The sequence below is a fragment of the Streptomyces sp. NPDC044002 genome (assembly GCF_056434525.1).
This window is the reverse complement of record NZ_JBWKEZ010000002.1, coordinates 107,024-122,183: the sequence shown is the minus strand read 5'-3', so window position 1 is coordinate 122,183 and position 15,160 is coordinate 107,024. Positions and strand designations below refer to the sequence as shown.

Here is a 15,160-nt window from a genome sequence, read left to right as displayed (position 1 = left end):
GTGGGGGGTCGGAAGAAGTTCAGGGGGCGGTGAGCACGACGGCGGCCGCGAGGCACCCCGCCAGCAGCAGGACCAGCACGGCCGAGCCGATCCCGTAGCCGAGGTACAGCCGCCGGGCCCGTACCGGGTAGGCGGCCGCCGCGGCCCTGTCCCGCATCCGCAGCCGCAGGTACGCCGAGCTGGCGGGCGCCAGCCGGGTCACGCGCAGCGCGTGCCCGAGCAGGGTGTAGCCGTCCAGCGGCGGCAGCGGGACGAGGTTGACCAGGGCCTGCGCGCTGCCGAGCAGCAGCAGCGCCCCGAGGACCCGGCGGGTGGGGTCGCCCGCGGGGAGCGCCGCCCACCAGGCGCAGAAGGGCAGCAGGAACAGCAGGTTGGCGAAGGCGCCCGCGCCGGCCACGGCCAGCTGGTCGCGGCGGCGCGGCAGGTAGCGGTAGTTGTCGACCCGGCAGTACATGATCACCATCGGCAGCCGCCAGCGCAGGCCGATCTCCCCGACGGTGCCGCCCACGTGCCGGGCGGCAATCCCGTGGGCGAACTCGTGCAGGGCCGTGCTCAGCCACAGCAGCGAGGCCACCGCCAGCAGGGGCGCCGGACGCGTCAGCAGCCACCACAGGTCGGCGAACAGGGCGCCCGCCGAAGCCGCGAGCCACCCCTCCACGGCCAGGAACACCAGCAGCAGCCCGCCCAGCACCGCCGGCCGCAGCACCGGCCGCAGGACGCGGTGCAGCCGGGCCGTCGTGGCGTCGGCGTCCGCGACCAGCCTCAGGGTGCCGCGCAGCAGGGTCCCGGTCCGCTGCGGCCCGGGACCGGCCCCCGGCTCCGGGAGCGGGCCCCCGGCCAGCAGCCGCCGGGTGCCGAGCAGCCCGAGCAGCTGCTGCCAGTTCCGCTCGCCCAGCCGGCGCCCGAAGGCCCGCCCGTACGCATCGCCGATCTCCGCCAGGCTGCGCGAGCCGTCGAGCCGCGACACGAGGAAGTACTCCTTCGGCCCGATCTCGAACGACGCCCCGGACACCGGGTCCTTGACCAGGTGCACCACGGCGGGGCCGTTCAGCAGCGGCGGCGACAGCAGGACCCCGGGCCGCAGCGCCGGCCGGTGGTCCAGCAACCCGGAGGGCGCGGTCACGGCCCGACCGCCCCGGCGGTCCCCGCGCCCTCGCGCAGCACCCGGCCCAGCAGGTGCGAGAGGTAGGCCTCGTCCCGGATCGTCACGTGCAGCCGGTTGTTGGTCATGTGCATGTACGGGGACAGCAGCAGCGGCAGCGCCACCACCGGATCGGTCACCCGCTCGTCCCGGCTCCCGTCCCAGGACCGGAACACCAGCTCCCCGGCCACCGCCAGCGCCTCCGCGCGCCGCCGCAGCTCACGGCAGTGCTCCGCCCAGCCCGCCAGGAAGCCCGGCAGCCGGCCCGTCTCCCCGGAGCCAAGAGCCTCCAGCACGGCCTCGAAGCGCCGCCCCAGACCCGGGCCGGTCTGCTCGTACGTGCGGTCGTACTCGGTCGAGCCGATGAAACCGGTGCCCGGGAACGCCCGGTGCCAGAACTCGTAATAGCTGTCCAGGTAGTTGCCGAGCTCCTCCCGGTCGGGCAGGAACACCCCGGCCATCACCATCATCAGCTGCGCCGAGGTGCCCAGCAGCACCGTCCGCAGGTGCAGGTTCATCGACCCCAGGGCCTCCATGACGAGGTCGCTGGAGTGCGCGAAGTGCCACTCCGCGAGCTCCACCCCGGCGGGCCCGCCGTACTTGCCGTACTCCGGCTCGTACGGCTCGTACGAGAACGAGTTGTTGGGCCGCAGGTTCATCCGGCCGTCCTCGCCCATGAACGCGGCCCGGTCCCCGTCCGGGAACTCGATGTCGAACAGGGTGTTGTAGAACTCGTTGAGGAAGCCCGAGTCCACCTCGTAGAGCGCCGGCCGGGCCTTGAGGAACGCCGACACGGCCTCCTCGGCCCGGCGGCGCACCTCCGGCTCCGCCTCCGGGCTCACCGGCCGCAGCCGCAGGCGTACGTGGGGCCCCTCCAGCCAGTAGTTGATGAAGAAGTGCCCGGCCAGCAGCCCGTCCGCCGTCAGGGAGGCGATCAGCGGACGCACGCACTGCACCAGCAGCGGCTGCGGGTTGGCGGCGTAGAACACGTGCACGGCCTGCCACGCGCCACGCGTCGGGGTCAGCTCTGACATGCGGGTGCGTCCTCCTCGGTCGGGACGGTGGTGGTGGTCGTGGTGGTCGTGGTGAAGGTCTCGACGGCGAGCTCGGCGACGTGCCCGCCGCGCCCGGAGGCGACGTGCAGTCCGCCGGGGTCCGGGAGCATCTCCCGGAAGACGACCCGGTGCTCCCCCTCCCGCAGCAGCGGCTCGAACGCGGCCAGGGACAGCAGGCTGGAGAAGTCCACGTACTGCGGTTTCGCCCCGAGCGCGGACGGGCCCGCCGACACGGTCGCGAACACCCGCTCCGGCAGCCCGTGAGCCCGCCGCCAGCGCTGCCACTCCAGGAAGTGCCGGGCCTCCCGCGCCCCGTGCGCGGGCAGCTCGCCCGCCGTGGTCGTCCAGCTGCGCCGGCTCAGCACCAGGTCCCCGTGCACCACCCGCGGACGCGTCGTCACCCCGGCCTGCGCCGCGCCCTCCGGCACCCCCGCCCAGATGTCCAGCGGGGACATCGAGGACGGCGACAGCAGCAGCAGGGTGCGCGGTACGGCGGGCAGCGCCAGCGGCACCAGGTACCCCAGGTAGACCGGGACGACCTCCAGGCCCAGCCGCCGCGAACGCAGCACCACGCGGCCGGTCTCCGGCACGTGCTCCGCGTACAGGTCGTCCAGGCGCAGCAGCCGCTCCTCGGGCAGCGTCCCGCTCTCGCCCGGGCAGACGATCTCGTACTCGGTGAGCCGCCCGTGCAGGTTCAGGTTGGTGGTGACCGCCCCGCCCGTCACCTCGGCGAACACCGCCCCGGGCGGGGTGACCCCGGCGGCCGTCGCACGCAGTTCGCCGGCCAGCCCGGCCGGCTCCGGGTAGAGGTGCGTGAACCGGCTGAACGGGAAGGAGAGCCCGCCGTACGAGCGGTTGAGCACGGTCAGCTCCGCGCCCGTCTCCGGGTCCCGCGCGAGCTGGAGGTGGTGGCAGCGCGGCGCGAAGCCGGGTACCACCGGCTCCAGTTCGGCCGCGACCGCCTCCACGTCCTCCCCGGACAGCCGCAGCTCGCCGCCGCCCGCGCCGCCCTCCTCGTACGCCGCCCAGTGCGCCCGCATCCGGCCGGTGAAGGCCCGCCGCGCCGCGTCCAGCGCCCGGATCCCCGGCAGGCCCAGCCAGTTCTCCTCGGGCACGTACTCGCCGCGCGCGTCGAAGGGGGTGCGGCGCGCGGTGAAGGACAGGTACTGGTCGAAGAAGTCCTCGTGGAAGTCGTGCACCAGCCCCAGCAAGTCCTCGCAGCGCCCGCCCGGACCGTAGCGGGCCGTGAAGAAGCCCTCGAAGGTGATCCGCTGGGCCACCGTCAGGTCGAACGCCGGCAGGATCCGCTCGACCGAGCGCAGCGACCCGCCGCCCGCGCCCGGCTCCGCCCAGGCCGGGGGAGCCGCCGCCAGGTCGCGGCCCGCGCCGGTGTCCTCGTACACCAGCGTCTGCGGCAGCGGAGCGTCCGCCGGCGCTCCCAGCTCCGCCTGGGCCCGGCGCAGCGCGGCGCGCAGGGCGGACAGCAGCTCGCGGCGCTCGGCGCGGCCGGCGAGGGGGTAGCGCTCCAGCAGCCGGGCGGGCTCCTCCAGGAGCGCGGCCAGATCGTCGGCCCAGGGCCGCTCCAGGCCGGACAGGGCCCGCTGGAAGGACCGTACGGGGTCCCCGCTGTGCACCTCGGTGTCCAGGCACGGCACCCGGACCATGCCGAGCTGGAGCAGCGCCCCGATGTACGCCTCGCACTCCTCGGGGGCCGCGTCGTGCTCGGCGGCCAGCCAGTCTGCCAGCTCGTGGTGGCGCAGCTCGGGCTCACCGCCGCCACCGCCGCCCTGCCCGGCCCGCCCGGCCCGCTCGGCCCGTTCGGCGAAGAGGGCGAGCAGCCGGTCCAGGGTGCCGCTGCGGCGCAGGAAGAACAGCCGGTCCTTGACCGCGTCGAAGGTGACGGCGGCCGTGTCGTCGCCGGCCGTCACCGAGCGCCGCACGTACCGGATCCGGTCGTCCTCCCGCCCCCAGCCCGGGGCCGGGCGCAGCGGCAGGTCCCGGCGGCGCACCGGGTCGGCGAGGACCAGCTCGGCGAGGCGCGCCAGCACCACCACGTTCAGCCGGACGTGGCTGCTCCAGGCGTCCTCCACCCGGATGCCGTCCGCCCCCGCCCCGGGGGTGAACCGGCCGGTCGCCACCCCGGTGAAGGTGCTGAACGGGCTGGTCTTGCAGGCGGTGCGGTACAGGTACGAGAGCACCGAGCGCTCGGCCTTGCGCGCCCGTCCCCCCGGCTCCCCGCCCCCGGCGGTGGCCGCCGCGTACGCGTCGAGCTGCCCCTCCAGCACGGGCGAGGCCAGCAGCAGCCCGTGCCGCAGCCGGTCGTCCTCCAGCAGGCCGCGCAGCGCGGCCCGGCCCCGGCCCAGATCGGCGGCGAGCAGCGGCTCCCCCTCGGCGAGCAGCTTCTCCAGCCCACGGGTCCGCTCCAGCCAGAGCGCCAGCCGCCCGGCCGCCTCCTCGCCCAGGTCCGCCACCGCCCGCAGGGCGGCCCCGGGATCGGCCGGCACGCGCCCGTTGTGGATCCGGCGGCGCAGCCCCAGCAGTTCGCGCCGGAGCGCAGCGCCCGGCCCGCCCGGCTCCGGGTCGGTCGCGCCGACCGCCCGGTGCAGCACCTCGCTCAGCCACTGCGCGTCCGCCCGCAGCGCCTCCTCGGCCGCGAGCACGTCGGCCGCCCAGCGCCCGGTGTCCGCGCAGCGCAGCGCGTCGGCCGCGGCCAGCGGCAGGCCGGCGACGCGCAGCATGAAGCGCTCGCCCGCGTGCCATCCGGTGGTGGTGTCCATCCTGTGTCCCCTGCGTCTCTCGTGGCCCGGTCAGGCGATCTCGTGGCGGAAGTCGGCGGGCCGCGGCCGCTCGTGGCCGAGCAGCATGATCAGCAGCGGTGCCTCGTCGGTGTCCGCCAGCCCCAGCCGCTCGGCGTACGAGACGTTGTCGAAGCCCAGCGCCACACCGGCGCCGAGCCCGTGCGCGGCGGCGGTGGTGTAGAAGGTCTGCGCGATCGCGCCCACGGCCGCCCCCATCAGGCGGTAGCCCCGGTCGCCGACCGCGTCGAGGACGGCGGCCGTCCGCACCGTCGGCACCAGCACCGCGCCCGCCTGCTCCAGGTTGTAGTTGGACAGGAAGTAGTTGGCCTGGAGGAACGGCCCCGGCGGACCCGGCACCACCAGCCGCAGCGCGTGCTCCGCCGGGTCGTAGGCGTAACTGCCCGGCTCGATCCCCTCGACGTGGTTGACGAAGGCGTACAGGGAGGTCAGCGGCGGCCCGTCGGGCTGCTCCGCCTCACTGCCGGGCCGGGTCGCCGCACACTCCGCCAGCGCCGCCGCCAGCTGCTCCGCCGTCACCGCCCGGGTGGCGTCGAACCGGCCGAAGCTGCTGCGCCGGGCCCGCAGCGCGGCCGTCTCCCCCATCGGGGGCGCCGCGGGGGCGGGCAGCGGGACGGGCTCCCCGCCCCGCGGCGGGTACGCGGCGGCCGCGTCGAGAGCGCCGGGCGCCGGACGGTCCCCGGCCCGGCCGAGGGTGGCCCCGTGGATCCGCTCCAGCGTCTCGAAGGCCAGCACGGTGCGGGACCGCTCCGCGTCCCGGCGGCGCACCCCCGCGCCCGCCGACGGGGGCCCGGCGGCGGAGCCGGCCGCGTCGCCCTCCCACTCCAGGGGGAGCACCGCGAAGACGCCCTCCTCCCCGGGGGCCACGCCCAGCAGCCGGGCCAGGCGCTCCTCGTCGAACCAGAGCGCGGGCGCGATCCGCAGCCCGTGCTCCCGGGCCCACAGCCGCCAGGTCTGCACCAGCGCGCCCACGTCCATGCTCACCGCGTGGAAGGAGAAGCTGTTGTACTTGAAGGAGTTCTGCCAGTACTTGACGCTCAGCACCAGGTACTGCGAGGAGCCCTCCCCGGGGCCGTGGCCCAGGGCCTCGCGCACGTCACCGGTGACGTCGCCGGCCAGCAGCCGGCGCAGCCCGTGCTGGTGCGGGGCGTAGTGGTACAGGCCCGGGGTGAGCGGGCCGCCCGCGCCGGCCGCCCAGTACACGCCGACCGGGTAGAGGCCGCCGCCCGAGGCGGTGCCCCGCGACCAGTTGGCCTGCGTGTAGTGGGGGAGCGCCGCCAGGTCGGTGTTGGCCTGCACGCCCAGGCGCCGGCCGGTCAGCCCGTACGACTCCTGGAGCATCCCGGACAGCAGCGGCAGGGTGAACCCCCCTGCGGGGCGCGGCCCGCCGGCCGCCGGATCCGGCAGCGGCAGGGTCTCCGCGCCGGGGTAGTACTTCGCCTTGCGGGGGCGGTCGGCCCAGTCGGGCACGAAGTCGACGGGCTCCATGGGCACCCGGCCCCGGTACAGGATGGCGCTGGCGTAGTCATGGGCGTAGCCCACGGGTCCTCCTCGGTTCGTGCGGCCGGGCCGGGCGGGGCCGGCGGCCGGGTCAGGGGAAGGGGTGCGGGGCCGGGTTGAGGTCGGCCGGCTCCAGGTCGCGCCCGCGCAGCCCCGCCTCGCGCAGGGCGGTACGCATGCGCGGCATGCCCAGGGCGCGCTGCCTGGACCAGCCGAAGTCGATCGGCAGCAGCCCCGGCACCAGCACGCTCACGGTGTGCAGGCCCAGCGCCCGCTGCTCCGGCAGGGTCTGGTCGACCACCACCACGTCGAACCCCCCGGCGGCTACGGCCTCCACGCACCGCTCCAGGTCCTCGGCCACGTCGTCCGACACCCCCTCGGGGCCCAGCAGCGAGGACACCGCCCGCAGCGGACCCCGCGAGGGCCCGCGCAGCAGGAAGTCCGCGTGGCGGCCCATCTCCGGCACCCCGTACACCAGCGGGTGGTCGTGCAGCGCGGTGACCAGGTCGAAGTCGGCCGCCATCGCGCGCAGCCGCTCCTCCTCCCGCTCGGTGCGGCCGGGCAGGTTCACCGCGTCCGTGGCGATCTCGCACAGCGCCGAGTCCAGCGCCGACTCCGGGTCCAGCCCGGCCCCCGCCCCGAAGCACATCCGGCCGGGGCCGCCGTCGAACCGCTCGGCGACCGCCGTCACCACCGGGATCGGGAAGCTGATCCGGGTGTCGAAGAACCGCGCCCGGTACCCGTACAGGGCCAGCCGGTCGACCATCGCCCGCGTCGACGCCCGGGAACTGGTGGCCGGGTCGATCTCGGGCAGCGGCTGCCGCCCGTACCAGGTGAGCAGGAACGCGTCCCGCTCGACCACCTCCATCAGCCCGAAGTAGGCCGCCTCGGCCAGACTCCCGCCCGAGGCGCAGCCGTTGGAGCTCTCCTGCACGAACCGGTTCTCCAGACCCGGCGCGTGGTAGTACGTCAGCACCTCCGGCACCAGCCGCGGCTGCCGGTCGCGCAGCGACCACCCCCACACCCAGGGGATCTCCCGGTCCGGGTCGAAGGGCCGCACCCGCGGGTTGTCCCGGTGGAAAGCATCGCTGTACAGGCCCACCACCCGAGGGTCGACGGCCTCCGCCCCGAAGCCGTTCAGCGAACCGGTGACGCTGGTCGTGCGCGAGCGCGAGCGCATCCCCGCGTACCGCTCCAGCCCCTCCAGCACCCCGACGCGGGCGCTGCGGTCGAAGGAGTCCGTGTGGCCGCCCCAGAAGGTCTCGCGCAGGTACTCGCCCGACCGCATCGAGAAGCAGCCGATCGTCGCCGAGGTGGACGTCGAGGAGACGTCCTGCACCAGCGAGGGCCCCAGCGCCCCGCAGAGCGGGTTCGCGAACGCCGCCACGTCGATGGCGTACGCCTCCACGGGCCGGGTACGGAACGCCCCCGGCCGGTACTTGGGCGCAGGCTCCGGATCCAGCGCCCGGGCCGTGTCCGCCTCGGGCGTCCCGCACACCGGGCACTCCGGATCGGGCACCAGCGGGTAGCGCCGCACGCCCCCGCTCCGCAGGTCCAGCACCCACACCCCGGGGAACACCCCGCCCGCCGCCCCGGCGGCGCCGGAGCCCGCCGAGACCACCAGCGCGGCCAGCGCGTCGGCGGCGAAGGCGTGCGCGTACGGCCAGCCGCCCGCGGCCCGGGTCCCGCCGCCCAGCTCCAGGGCGTCCCGCAGCGCGACCGACCGCACCGCCTGCCAGCGCCGCTCCAGGCACAGCGCACACCCCGGCCCGTCGCCCGGGAGAGGGCCCACCACGGCCTGGTGCCCGTAGAGGGCGACCGGCACCGCGCCCGCCGGCGCCTCCCGCTCAGCGACGCGGAACGCGTCCCGCAGCCCCAGTGCCCGCACCGACACGGGCGGCCCGCCCAGCGCGGCCACCGCCCGCTCCAGCAGCCCCGTGAACCGCCCGGCGGCCTCCCGGCCGAGCCCGTCCGCCACCGAGGCGGAGCCGCTACGCGTCATCGCCGGACTCCCGGACCGCCGCCGCGGCGAGCAGCACCCGCACGGTGTGGATCCCCGCCCCGGCCAGGTCCGGCGACCCGGTCGGGACCGCGTACGCGTCGAGCCCCGCCCCGGCGAGCCGCTCCAGCACCCGTTCCCAGGACGCGGCGGGCTCCGCCGCCAGGGGCGCGGCCGGCTCCGCGGACACCGCCAGCGCGCGCGGGTCCAGGTCCGGCAGCAGGGGGTCGCGTCCCGCGTCGGCGGAATCCGCCCCGTACTGCGCGGCGCCCAGCAGCTCCCGCAGGGCCGCGACCGCCGCTGTGCGCCGGTCCAGGCCCTCGCCCAGCGCCCAGCGCTCCCCGGCGCGGGCGAGCAGCACCTGCACCCCGGAGCGCGGGCCCTCCCCGAGGTCCAGCAGCTCCGGCTCCAGCTCCAGCCGGTCCGCGGACCGCAGCAGGAAGGCGAGTTCGGCGTCCTCCCCGTCGCGCTCCGGCAGCGGCACCAGGGCCGCCCGGTCCCCGCGCACCGCCCGCAGCAGCGCGGCGTGCCCGAGCGCCGACAGCAGCCCGGCCGCGGCGGCGTCGGCGGGGGAGGGGCCGGCCCCGGCACCGGCGCGGGTGCGCTCGAAGAGCCGCCCCGCGTTGTGCGGCCCGAACGGCCGTACCGCGCCGGCCGGGACCAGCGCGGGCTCCTTCGTCAGCAGGGACACCGCGGGCTGGTACGCGGACGCCCCGCCCGGTATCCCGGAGGCCGTCGCCAGCCGCCCCGCGGCCACCGCGCCCGGCCCCGCGCCGGTCACGCCGCGGGCCGGCACCACGTGCTCCGCGTACACCAGCGCCGCCGCGTCCAGGGCCCGCATCCGCGCCCCCGCCACGTGGTGGACGTCGAACGCGGCCACGGTGCGGGTCTCCCCGTGCCCGAGGCCCAGCTCCACCACCCCGGCCTTCAGCGGGATCTGGGTGAGCTCCTCGTCCGCGTACCGGGTGAACACCCCCGCGTACGGGCGCACCACGGCCGAGCGCCGGTTCAGCTCCTCGACGAGGGCGTCCGCCTCCCGGGCGGTCTCCAGCGTGGGCAGCGCGGGCGTGCCCGAGGTGCCGGCGGCGGTGAGGTCCAGGGGGGCGGCCTCGGTCTCGCCCGGCGCGCAGAACGGGCAGCGGGGGTGCGGCAGCAGCGGCTCGGCGGTGACGTCCAGCGAGGCCGTGTCCTGGACGAGGAGCCGTCCGGCGGTCTCGGCGGGCAGCGAACCGGAGGCCGCGCGGAACACCTCGTACCCCAGCAGGTTCCCGATCATCGCGGCCAGCGGCCGCCCCGGCACCGGGCCCTCGGCGAGGGGCGCCTCCGGCAGGGCGAGGGCGCTCCACAGCGCGGCCGCGGCAGGGCCCCCGCGCGCCGAGCCCAGCCGCAGGGCCGCGCAGGACCAGCAGCCGGCGGTGCCGTGCGCCATGAGCGGGCCGACCACCGCGTCGTTCCCGTACGACCAGGCGGGCAGCAGGGTGCGCCCCTCGGGGACACCGGCGCGCAGCAGCGGCAGCAGCCGGGCCGGGGCCGCCGCCCCGCCGGTCACCACCACGAAGTCGTACCCGGCCAGCTCCGGCCAGCCGAGCGGGTGTCCGGGCAGCGTGCGGACCTCCACCGGGCAGCCGTCGGCGACGGCCTCGGCCGCCTCGGCCCGCACCTCCTCCGCGTCGGCGCCGGGCAGCACGCCGACGGTGGCGCAGCCGTTGCGCACCAGGCTCAGCGCACACCAGCGGGCCACCGCGTCCTCGCCGAGGACGGCGACCCGGGTGCCCCGGAAGCGCAGGAAGCGGGCTTCGGCGTCATCGGCGTAGTGGTCGTCGTAGGCGATCTGCGGCGCGAATCTGCGGGCCACGTCCGGCGGCGGGGCGGCGGCCCGGCCGGCGTCGGCGGGCTCGGCGACGGAACGGGCGAAGTCCCGTTCGTACAGGGTCTTGACGAGCTCGCCGACCATGGCGCGCTGGGCGTCGCCCAGGCCGTGGCACAGCTCGGTGACGGTGTGCTCGCCGGTCAGGTGCGGGACGATCAGCGTGGCGAACCGGTAGGCGGTGCGGGCGGTGAGGCGGAAGCCCCCGTCGGAATTGTGGAACAGCACGCCGTCGGGCGTCTCGGTGAAGAGCACGTCCCGGCGGATGCGGGGGCGCGTCGCGGCAACGTACTGATAGCTGTCCAGGGACATGGAACACCTCTGATTGCGGTCTGGTGGGGACGAAGACGTGAGGTGGGAAATGTCGGGGAGGCGTCAGGGGCCGCCTCAGCGGGGCAGGAGGGCCGGGGCGCCGGCCCGGTCCCGGGCCAGCCACCGCGCGTATCCGCGGAGGAAAGCGTGGATCCGGTAGGGCTCGCCGGGCGGTCCGTCCTCCAGCATCCCGGCCTCCACGAGCTGTTCGAGCACGCTCTCTTCCACGGCTGTGGCGGGACCGGAGCCGGGGTCGAGCGAGCCCAGCAGCAGGAACGCCTCGCGCAGCCGGGGCGGGAGCGCGCCGACGGCCTGCCCGAGGACCTCCGGCACGGACAGCCGGGGGTCCTCGGCGAGGGCCAGCCGGCCCGGTGGGTCCGCCGCCAGCCAGGCCGCGCAGTCGGCGACGGACAGTCCCGGCCGGGTCAGCAGCCGCCCGGCGGCGATCCGCAGCGCGAGCGGGAACCATCCGCACACGGCGGCCAGTTCACGCGCGGCCGGCTCCTCGGCGGCGATCCGGCCGGCTCCGGCGAGGCCGGCGAGCAGGGCGTGCGCCTCGGCCGGGGAGAGCACGTCGAGCCGGTGGACGAAGCCGCCGTGCGTGGCGACCGCCGCGGCCAGGGCGCGCCGGCTGGTCACCAGTACCGTGGCGCCGCCGGTCTCCGGCAGCAGCGGCAGCACCTGGCCGGCCCCGGCCGCGTTGTCGAGGACCAGCAGCCGCCGGCCGTCGCCGCCCGGTCCGGGCAGCAGTGCGCGGGCCTCCCCGGTGTCCAGGGGGCTCCCGTCGGGCCGGGTCAGGTCGATGGCGGACACCCCGCCCGGGAAGGCCGCCCGGATCTCGTGCGCGCTCTGCCGCGCGAGCGCCGACTTGCCGATCCCGGGTGCTCCGGAGACGACCAGCAGACGGGGGCCGGCGGGGTCGGTGAGGCGGTCCGCCAGGGCCCGCAGGTCCGCGGTGCGTCCGGCGAACCCGGGCACCGGCGGCGGTCCGGAGGGTCCGGAGGGCCCGGGGGAGCGGTCGCGGACGGCGAGGGCGGGGCCTGAGCGCGGCGCGGCCGGTTCGGGGTCCAGGGGGCGGGCGGCCGGGCCGAGTTCCTCGGCCCGCAGGATCGCGAGCTCCAGGCGGCGCAGGCCCGGCCCGGGGTCGACACCGAGTTCGTCGCGCAGCCGCTCGCGCACGGTGCGGTACTCGGCCAGCGCCTCCGCCTGCCGGCCGGTGCGGTACAGGGCCTCGACGAGCTGCTCGGTGAAGCGCTCGCGGACGGGCCGGTGGCGGGCGCCCTCGTACAGGTCGACGAGTACCTGGTGGCAGTTCCCGGCGGCCAGTTCGAGGTCGCAGACCCGCTCCAGGACCCGCAGCCGCTCCTGTTCGAGGGCCGGTACCGCGTCCCGCTGGAGCATGCCCGAGGCCACGTTCGACAGGGGCTGCCCCTGCCAGAGGGTGAGGGCCTCGCGCAGCCGGTACAGCTCCTCGGGGGTCCCGGCGGCGGCCCGTGCCTGGGCGGTCAGTAACCGGAACAGGGCGAGGTCGAGCGTTTCGGTGTCGTTGTGCATCCGGTAACCGCCCGGCACGGCCTCGATGGTGGTCGCGGATATGCCGTATTTCTCGAATAACCTGCGGAGCCGCAGCACACAGGTCTGGAGTGCGGCCCGGGCGGTCGCGGGAGGTTCCTCGTCCCATACGGCGCGCAGCAGATAGCCGGTGGAAACCACGGTGCCGGGATGGAGCAGGAGGGCGGCGAGGAGGCTGGTCGGTTTGGAGGGCTTGAGAACTGCTGTCTCGGGGCCGTGTGCAATACTCAAGGGCCCCAAAAGCTGGAACCGCATTGATGGTCCCCCGTGTCGGGTCACGTGTCGCAAATGAGCGTGACGGGGGCGTCGTTCCCGCGAGCCGCCACGACGGACACGCCTCCGGAAAAGTCCGGACCAGTGCCCGCGGCCGCTCGCCGCCCCCCGTTGGGCGGTGAATAACTGGAACCCTACAGAAGGGATCTTGTGAAAGTCGAGTTCGGATGCGGATCAATTCCGGCGTAGCGGCCTTCTTCCCCTCTCCGTCACCCCGGGAATGCGTGGAGTTACCGCCGGTTCGTCAATTCTGTTCACAGCTAAACGAGTCCCGATAAAGGATCGCTTGAGTGCAGGGGGAGGGGGCATTCCGGGGCGGCTCCCGCATGGCCGGATCGGACGCCGGACTGGCGGATTCCGGATAATGATCCGGAACCGGAATCCGCCGTCGCAGGAGGATCGGGGGAGTTCTACTCGAAGCGCGCGGTGTCGCCCGCGCCGCGGCGCAGGATCTCCGCCCCGCCGCCGGAGAAGTCGATGACGGTGGTCGGCCGGGTGCCGCAGTCCCCGGAGTCGACGACGGCGTCGACCACGTGGTCGAGCCGCTCCTTGATCTCCCAGCCCTGGGTGAGCGGCTCCTCCTCGTCGGGCAGCAGCAGGGTGCTGGAGACCAGCGGCTCGCCCAGCTCGGCGAGCAGCGCCTGGGTGACGAGGTGGTCCGGGATCCGGACCCCGACCGTCTTCTTCTTCGGGTGCAGCAGCTGGCGCGGCACCTCCGGGGTGGCCTTCAGGATGAAGGTGTAGGCGCCCGGGGTCGCCGCCTTGACGGCCCGGAACACGTCGTTGTCCACGTACACGAACTGCCCCAGCTGGGCGAAGTTCTGGCACACGAGGGTGAAGTGGTGCTTGTCGTCGAGGTTGCGGATCGACCGGATCCGCGCGAGGCCGTCGCGGTTGCCCAGCTGACAGCCCAGCGCGAAACAGGAGTCCGTGGGGTACGCGATGAGCGCGCCGGAGCGGAGGGAGTCCGCCACGCCGGTGAGGGTGCGCCGCTGGGGATTCTCGGGGTGAACGTCGAAGTACTTCGCCATCCGCCGAGCCTACGGGACCGGACCGCCCCACTCCGGAGCTCGCGCGCGGTACTCCGTCCGGGTTCACTTGGGACGCCCGTTCGGACGCAGCGCCGAGTTTATGATCATCGGTTCGGCTGCCCGTCCTCTTTGATGCTGCCATCCGGCCGGAGGACAAAGGTGGAGGGCTGTGTGGCGATGTCACGGACGAAGGCGTGGACCGCGGTCACCGCGGTGACGGGGGCCGCCGCACTGGCCATCACCCACACACCCGGCGGCACGGCCGAAGCCGCACCCCCCGGCGCCGCCCCGGAGGCCGCGGTCACCCTGCTGGTCGGCCACGCCGTGGACGGCGGGGTCCGCGCGGACGACGCCGTGTGGTGCGCCGCCGGAGCCTTCCGCGGCGGCCGCTGCGGCACCTGGCAGGAGCAGCGGGTGCTCGCCACCGCCCGGGGCGGCGCCGTCCTGTCGGACCCGGCCCTCGGCGACGCCGGCGACCTCCCCACGGACTCGGGCTCCCCGCTGGAGATCGGCCTCGCCCGGGCGGAGGCCGGCCGCCTCACCGACGTCACCGTCACCGACGGGCACGGCCGCCACCTCGCCGGTGAACTCGGCCCGGACGGCGAGCACTGGCGCAACACCGAACCCCTGCGCGCGGGCGAGGGCTACACGGTCCGCGTCGGCGCCCAGGACGGCCGCGGTGCCCCCGTCGGCGTCAGCCTGGCCTTCCGCACCGCGCCGCCCGACGCACCCGCCGACGGGAACAGGATCACCGCCGAGTTCGGCCCCCGCCCGGGCACGTACGGCGCCGGCGAGGTCGTCACCGCCGAACTCAGCCACCCCGTCCCCGCCGACGACCCCGAAGCCCGCGCCCGCGTCGAACAGGCCCTCCAGGTCACCTCCCGCCCCCAGGTGGAGGGAGCCTGGCACTGGGTGAACAGCTCCACCCTGCACTTCCGGCCCCGCACCTACTGGCCCGCCCACACCGTCGTCCGCGTCCGCAGCGGCCTCGACGGGGTCGAACTCGGCGAGCACGGCTACGGGGGCCCCTCCGAGACCCTGGAGTTCACCGTCGCGGACCGCATCGAGGCCGTCACCGACTCCGCCGCCCACGAGATGACCGTACGCCGCAACGGACGCGTCATCAGGACCATCCCCGTCACCACCGGAAAGGCCGGCTTCCTGACCCGCAGCGGCATCAAGGTCGTCCTCGGCAAGGAGGCCAAGGTCCGCATGCGGGGCGACAGCGTCGGCATCAAGAAGGGCACCAAGGAGTTCTACGACCTCCCCGTCCGCTACGCGACCCGGGTCACCTGGAGCGGGGAGTACGTCCACGCCGCGCCCTGGTCCGTCGAGTCGCAGGGCGAGGAGAACGTCAGCCACGGCTGCACCGGCATGTCCACCGAGGACGCCGCCTGGTTCTACGAGACCGTCCGCGAGGGCGACATCGTCGAGGTGGTCAACAGCGGCGGCGAGCGGATGGACCCCTTCGGCAACGGCATCGGCGACTGGAACATGGACTGGCGCACCTGGCTCTCGGGCAGCGCCCTGACCCCGGCGGCCGCCGCCCACCGCACGCCGGAGGCCCCCACCCGCCTCGACCCGACGACCTGAC

The 15,160-nt window shown here is 75.7% G+C and carries 9 protein-coding genes; 1 reads left to right on the top strand and 8 read right to left on the bottom strand.

The genetic code is table 11. From position 1 onward, the window contains the following. Positions 1 to 19: 19 nt before the first annotated feature. The 8 genes from AC07A6_RS02110 to AC07A6_RS02075 form a co-directional block, all read right to left on the bottom strand. Positions 20 to 1,123: a peptidase M50 gene (locus tag AC07A6_RS02110; RefSeq protein WP_478775698.1), complete on the bottom strand. Its 1,104-nt coding sequence runs from the start codon at positions 1,121 to 1,123 to the stop codon at positions 20 to 22. Next, positions 1,120 to 2,175, bottom strand: a complete 1,056-nt coding sequence (locus tag AC07A6_RS02105) for a lantibiotic dehydratase C-terminal domain-containing protein (protein ID WP_478775697.1) — start codon at positions 2,173 to 2,175, stop codon at positions 1,120 to 1,122. The genes AC07A6_RS02110 and AC07A6_RS02105 overlap by 4 nt, the downstream gene beginning before the upstream one ends. Further along, positions 2,163 to 4,973 carry a lantibiotic dehydratase gene (locus AC07A6_RS02100; RefSeq protein WP_478775696.1) on the bottom strand — a complete coding sequence of 937 codons (2,811 nt, stop codon included), beginning with the start codon at positions 4,971 to 4,973 and terminating at the stop codon, positions 2,163 to 2,165. The genes AC07A6_RS02105 and AC07A6_RS02100 overlap by 13 nt, the downstream gene beginning before the upstream one ends. 30 nt (positions 4,974 to 5,003) lie before the next feature. Beyond that, positions 5,004 to 6,554, bottom strand: a complete 1,551-nt coding sequence (locus AC07A6_RS02095; protein WP_478775695.1) for a SagB family peptide dehydrogenase — start codon at positions 6,552 to 6,554, stop codon at positions 5,004 to 5,006. Between the two features lie 49 nt (positions 6,555 to 6,603). Then, the gene (locus AC07A6_RS02090) at positions 6,604 to 8,514 is read right to left on the bottom strand and encodes a TOMM precursor leader peptide-binding protein (protein WP_478775694.1); all 1,911 of its coding nucleotides are present in this window, start codon (positions 8,512 to 8,514) and stop codon (positions 6,604 to 6,606) included. Beyond that, positions 8,504 to 10,690, bottom strand: coding sequence for a TOMM precursor leader peptide-binding protein (locus tag AC07A6_RS02085; RefSeq protein ID WP_478775693.1), 2,187 nt, complete (start codon positions 10,688 to 10,690; stop codon positions 8,504 to 8,506). Before AC07A6_RS02085 ends, AC07A6_RS02090 begins: the two co-directional genes overlap by 11 nt. A 75-nt stretch (positions 10,691 to 10,765) precedes the next feature. Beyond that, positions 10,766 to 12,493, bottom strand: coding sequence for an AfsR/SARP family transcriptional regulator (locus AC07A6_RS02080; protein WP_478775692.1), 1,728 nt, complete (start codon positions 12,491 to 12,493; stop codon positions 10,766 to 10,768). Between the two features lie 452 nt (positions 12,494 to 12,945). Then, positions 12,946 to 13,566 (bottom strand): L-threonylcarbamoyladenylate synthase, encoded by a 621-nt coding sequence (locus AC07A6_RS02075; RefSeq protein WP_362458560.1) that lies wholly within the window; start codon positions 13,564 to 13,566, stop codon positions 12,946 to 12,948. 177 nt (positions 13,567 to 13,743) lie between these two features. On the opposite strand from AC07A6_RS02075, the gene AC07A6_RS02070 reads away from it, so the two are divergent. Further along, a complete protein-coding gene (locus tag AC07A6_RS02070; protein ID WP_478775835.1) occupies positions 13,744 to 15,159 on the top strand; it encodes a L,D-transpeptidase in 1,416 nt (471 codons plus the stop codon). The last annotated feature ends 1 nt before the right edge of the window (position 15,160 follow it).

Coding starts and splice junctions, on each gene's coding strand:
- AC07A6_RS02105 (WP_478775697.1), bottom strand. CDS start 2,175: ATGTCAGAGCTGACCCCGACGCGTGGCGCGTGGCAGGCCGTGCACGTG.
- AC07A6_RS02100 (WP_478775696.1), bottom strand. CDS start 4,973: ATGGACACCACCACCGGATGGCACGCGGGCGAGCGCTTCATGCTGCGC.
- AC07A6_RS02090 (WP_478775694.1), bottom strand. CDS start 8,514: ATGACGCGTAGCGGCTCCGCCTCGGTGGCGGACGGGCTCGGCCGGGAG.
- AC07A6_RS02085 (WP_478775693.1), bottom strand. CDS start 10,690: ATGTCCCTGGACAGCTATCAGTACGTTGCCGCGACGCGCCCCCGCATC.
- AC07A6_RS02075 (WP_362458560.1), bottom strand. CDS start 13,566: ATGGCGAAGTACTTCGACGTTCACCCCGAGAATCCCCAGCGGCGCACC.
- AC07A6_RS02070 (WP_478775835.1), top strand. CDS start 13,744: ATGTCACGGACGAAGGCGTGGACCGCGGTCACCGCGGTGACGGGGGCC.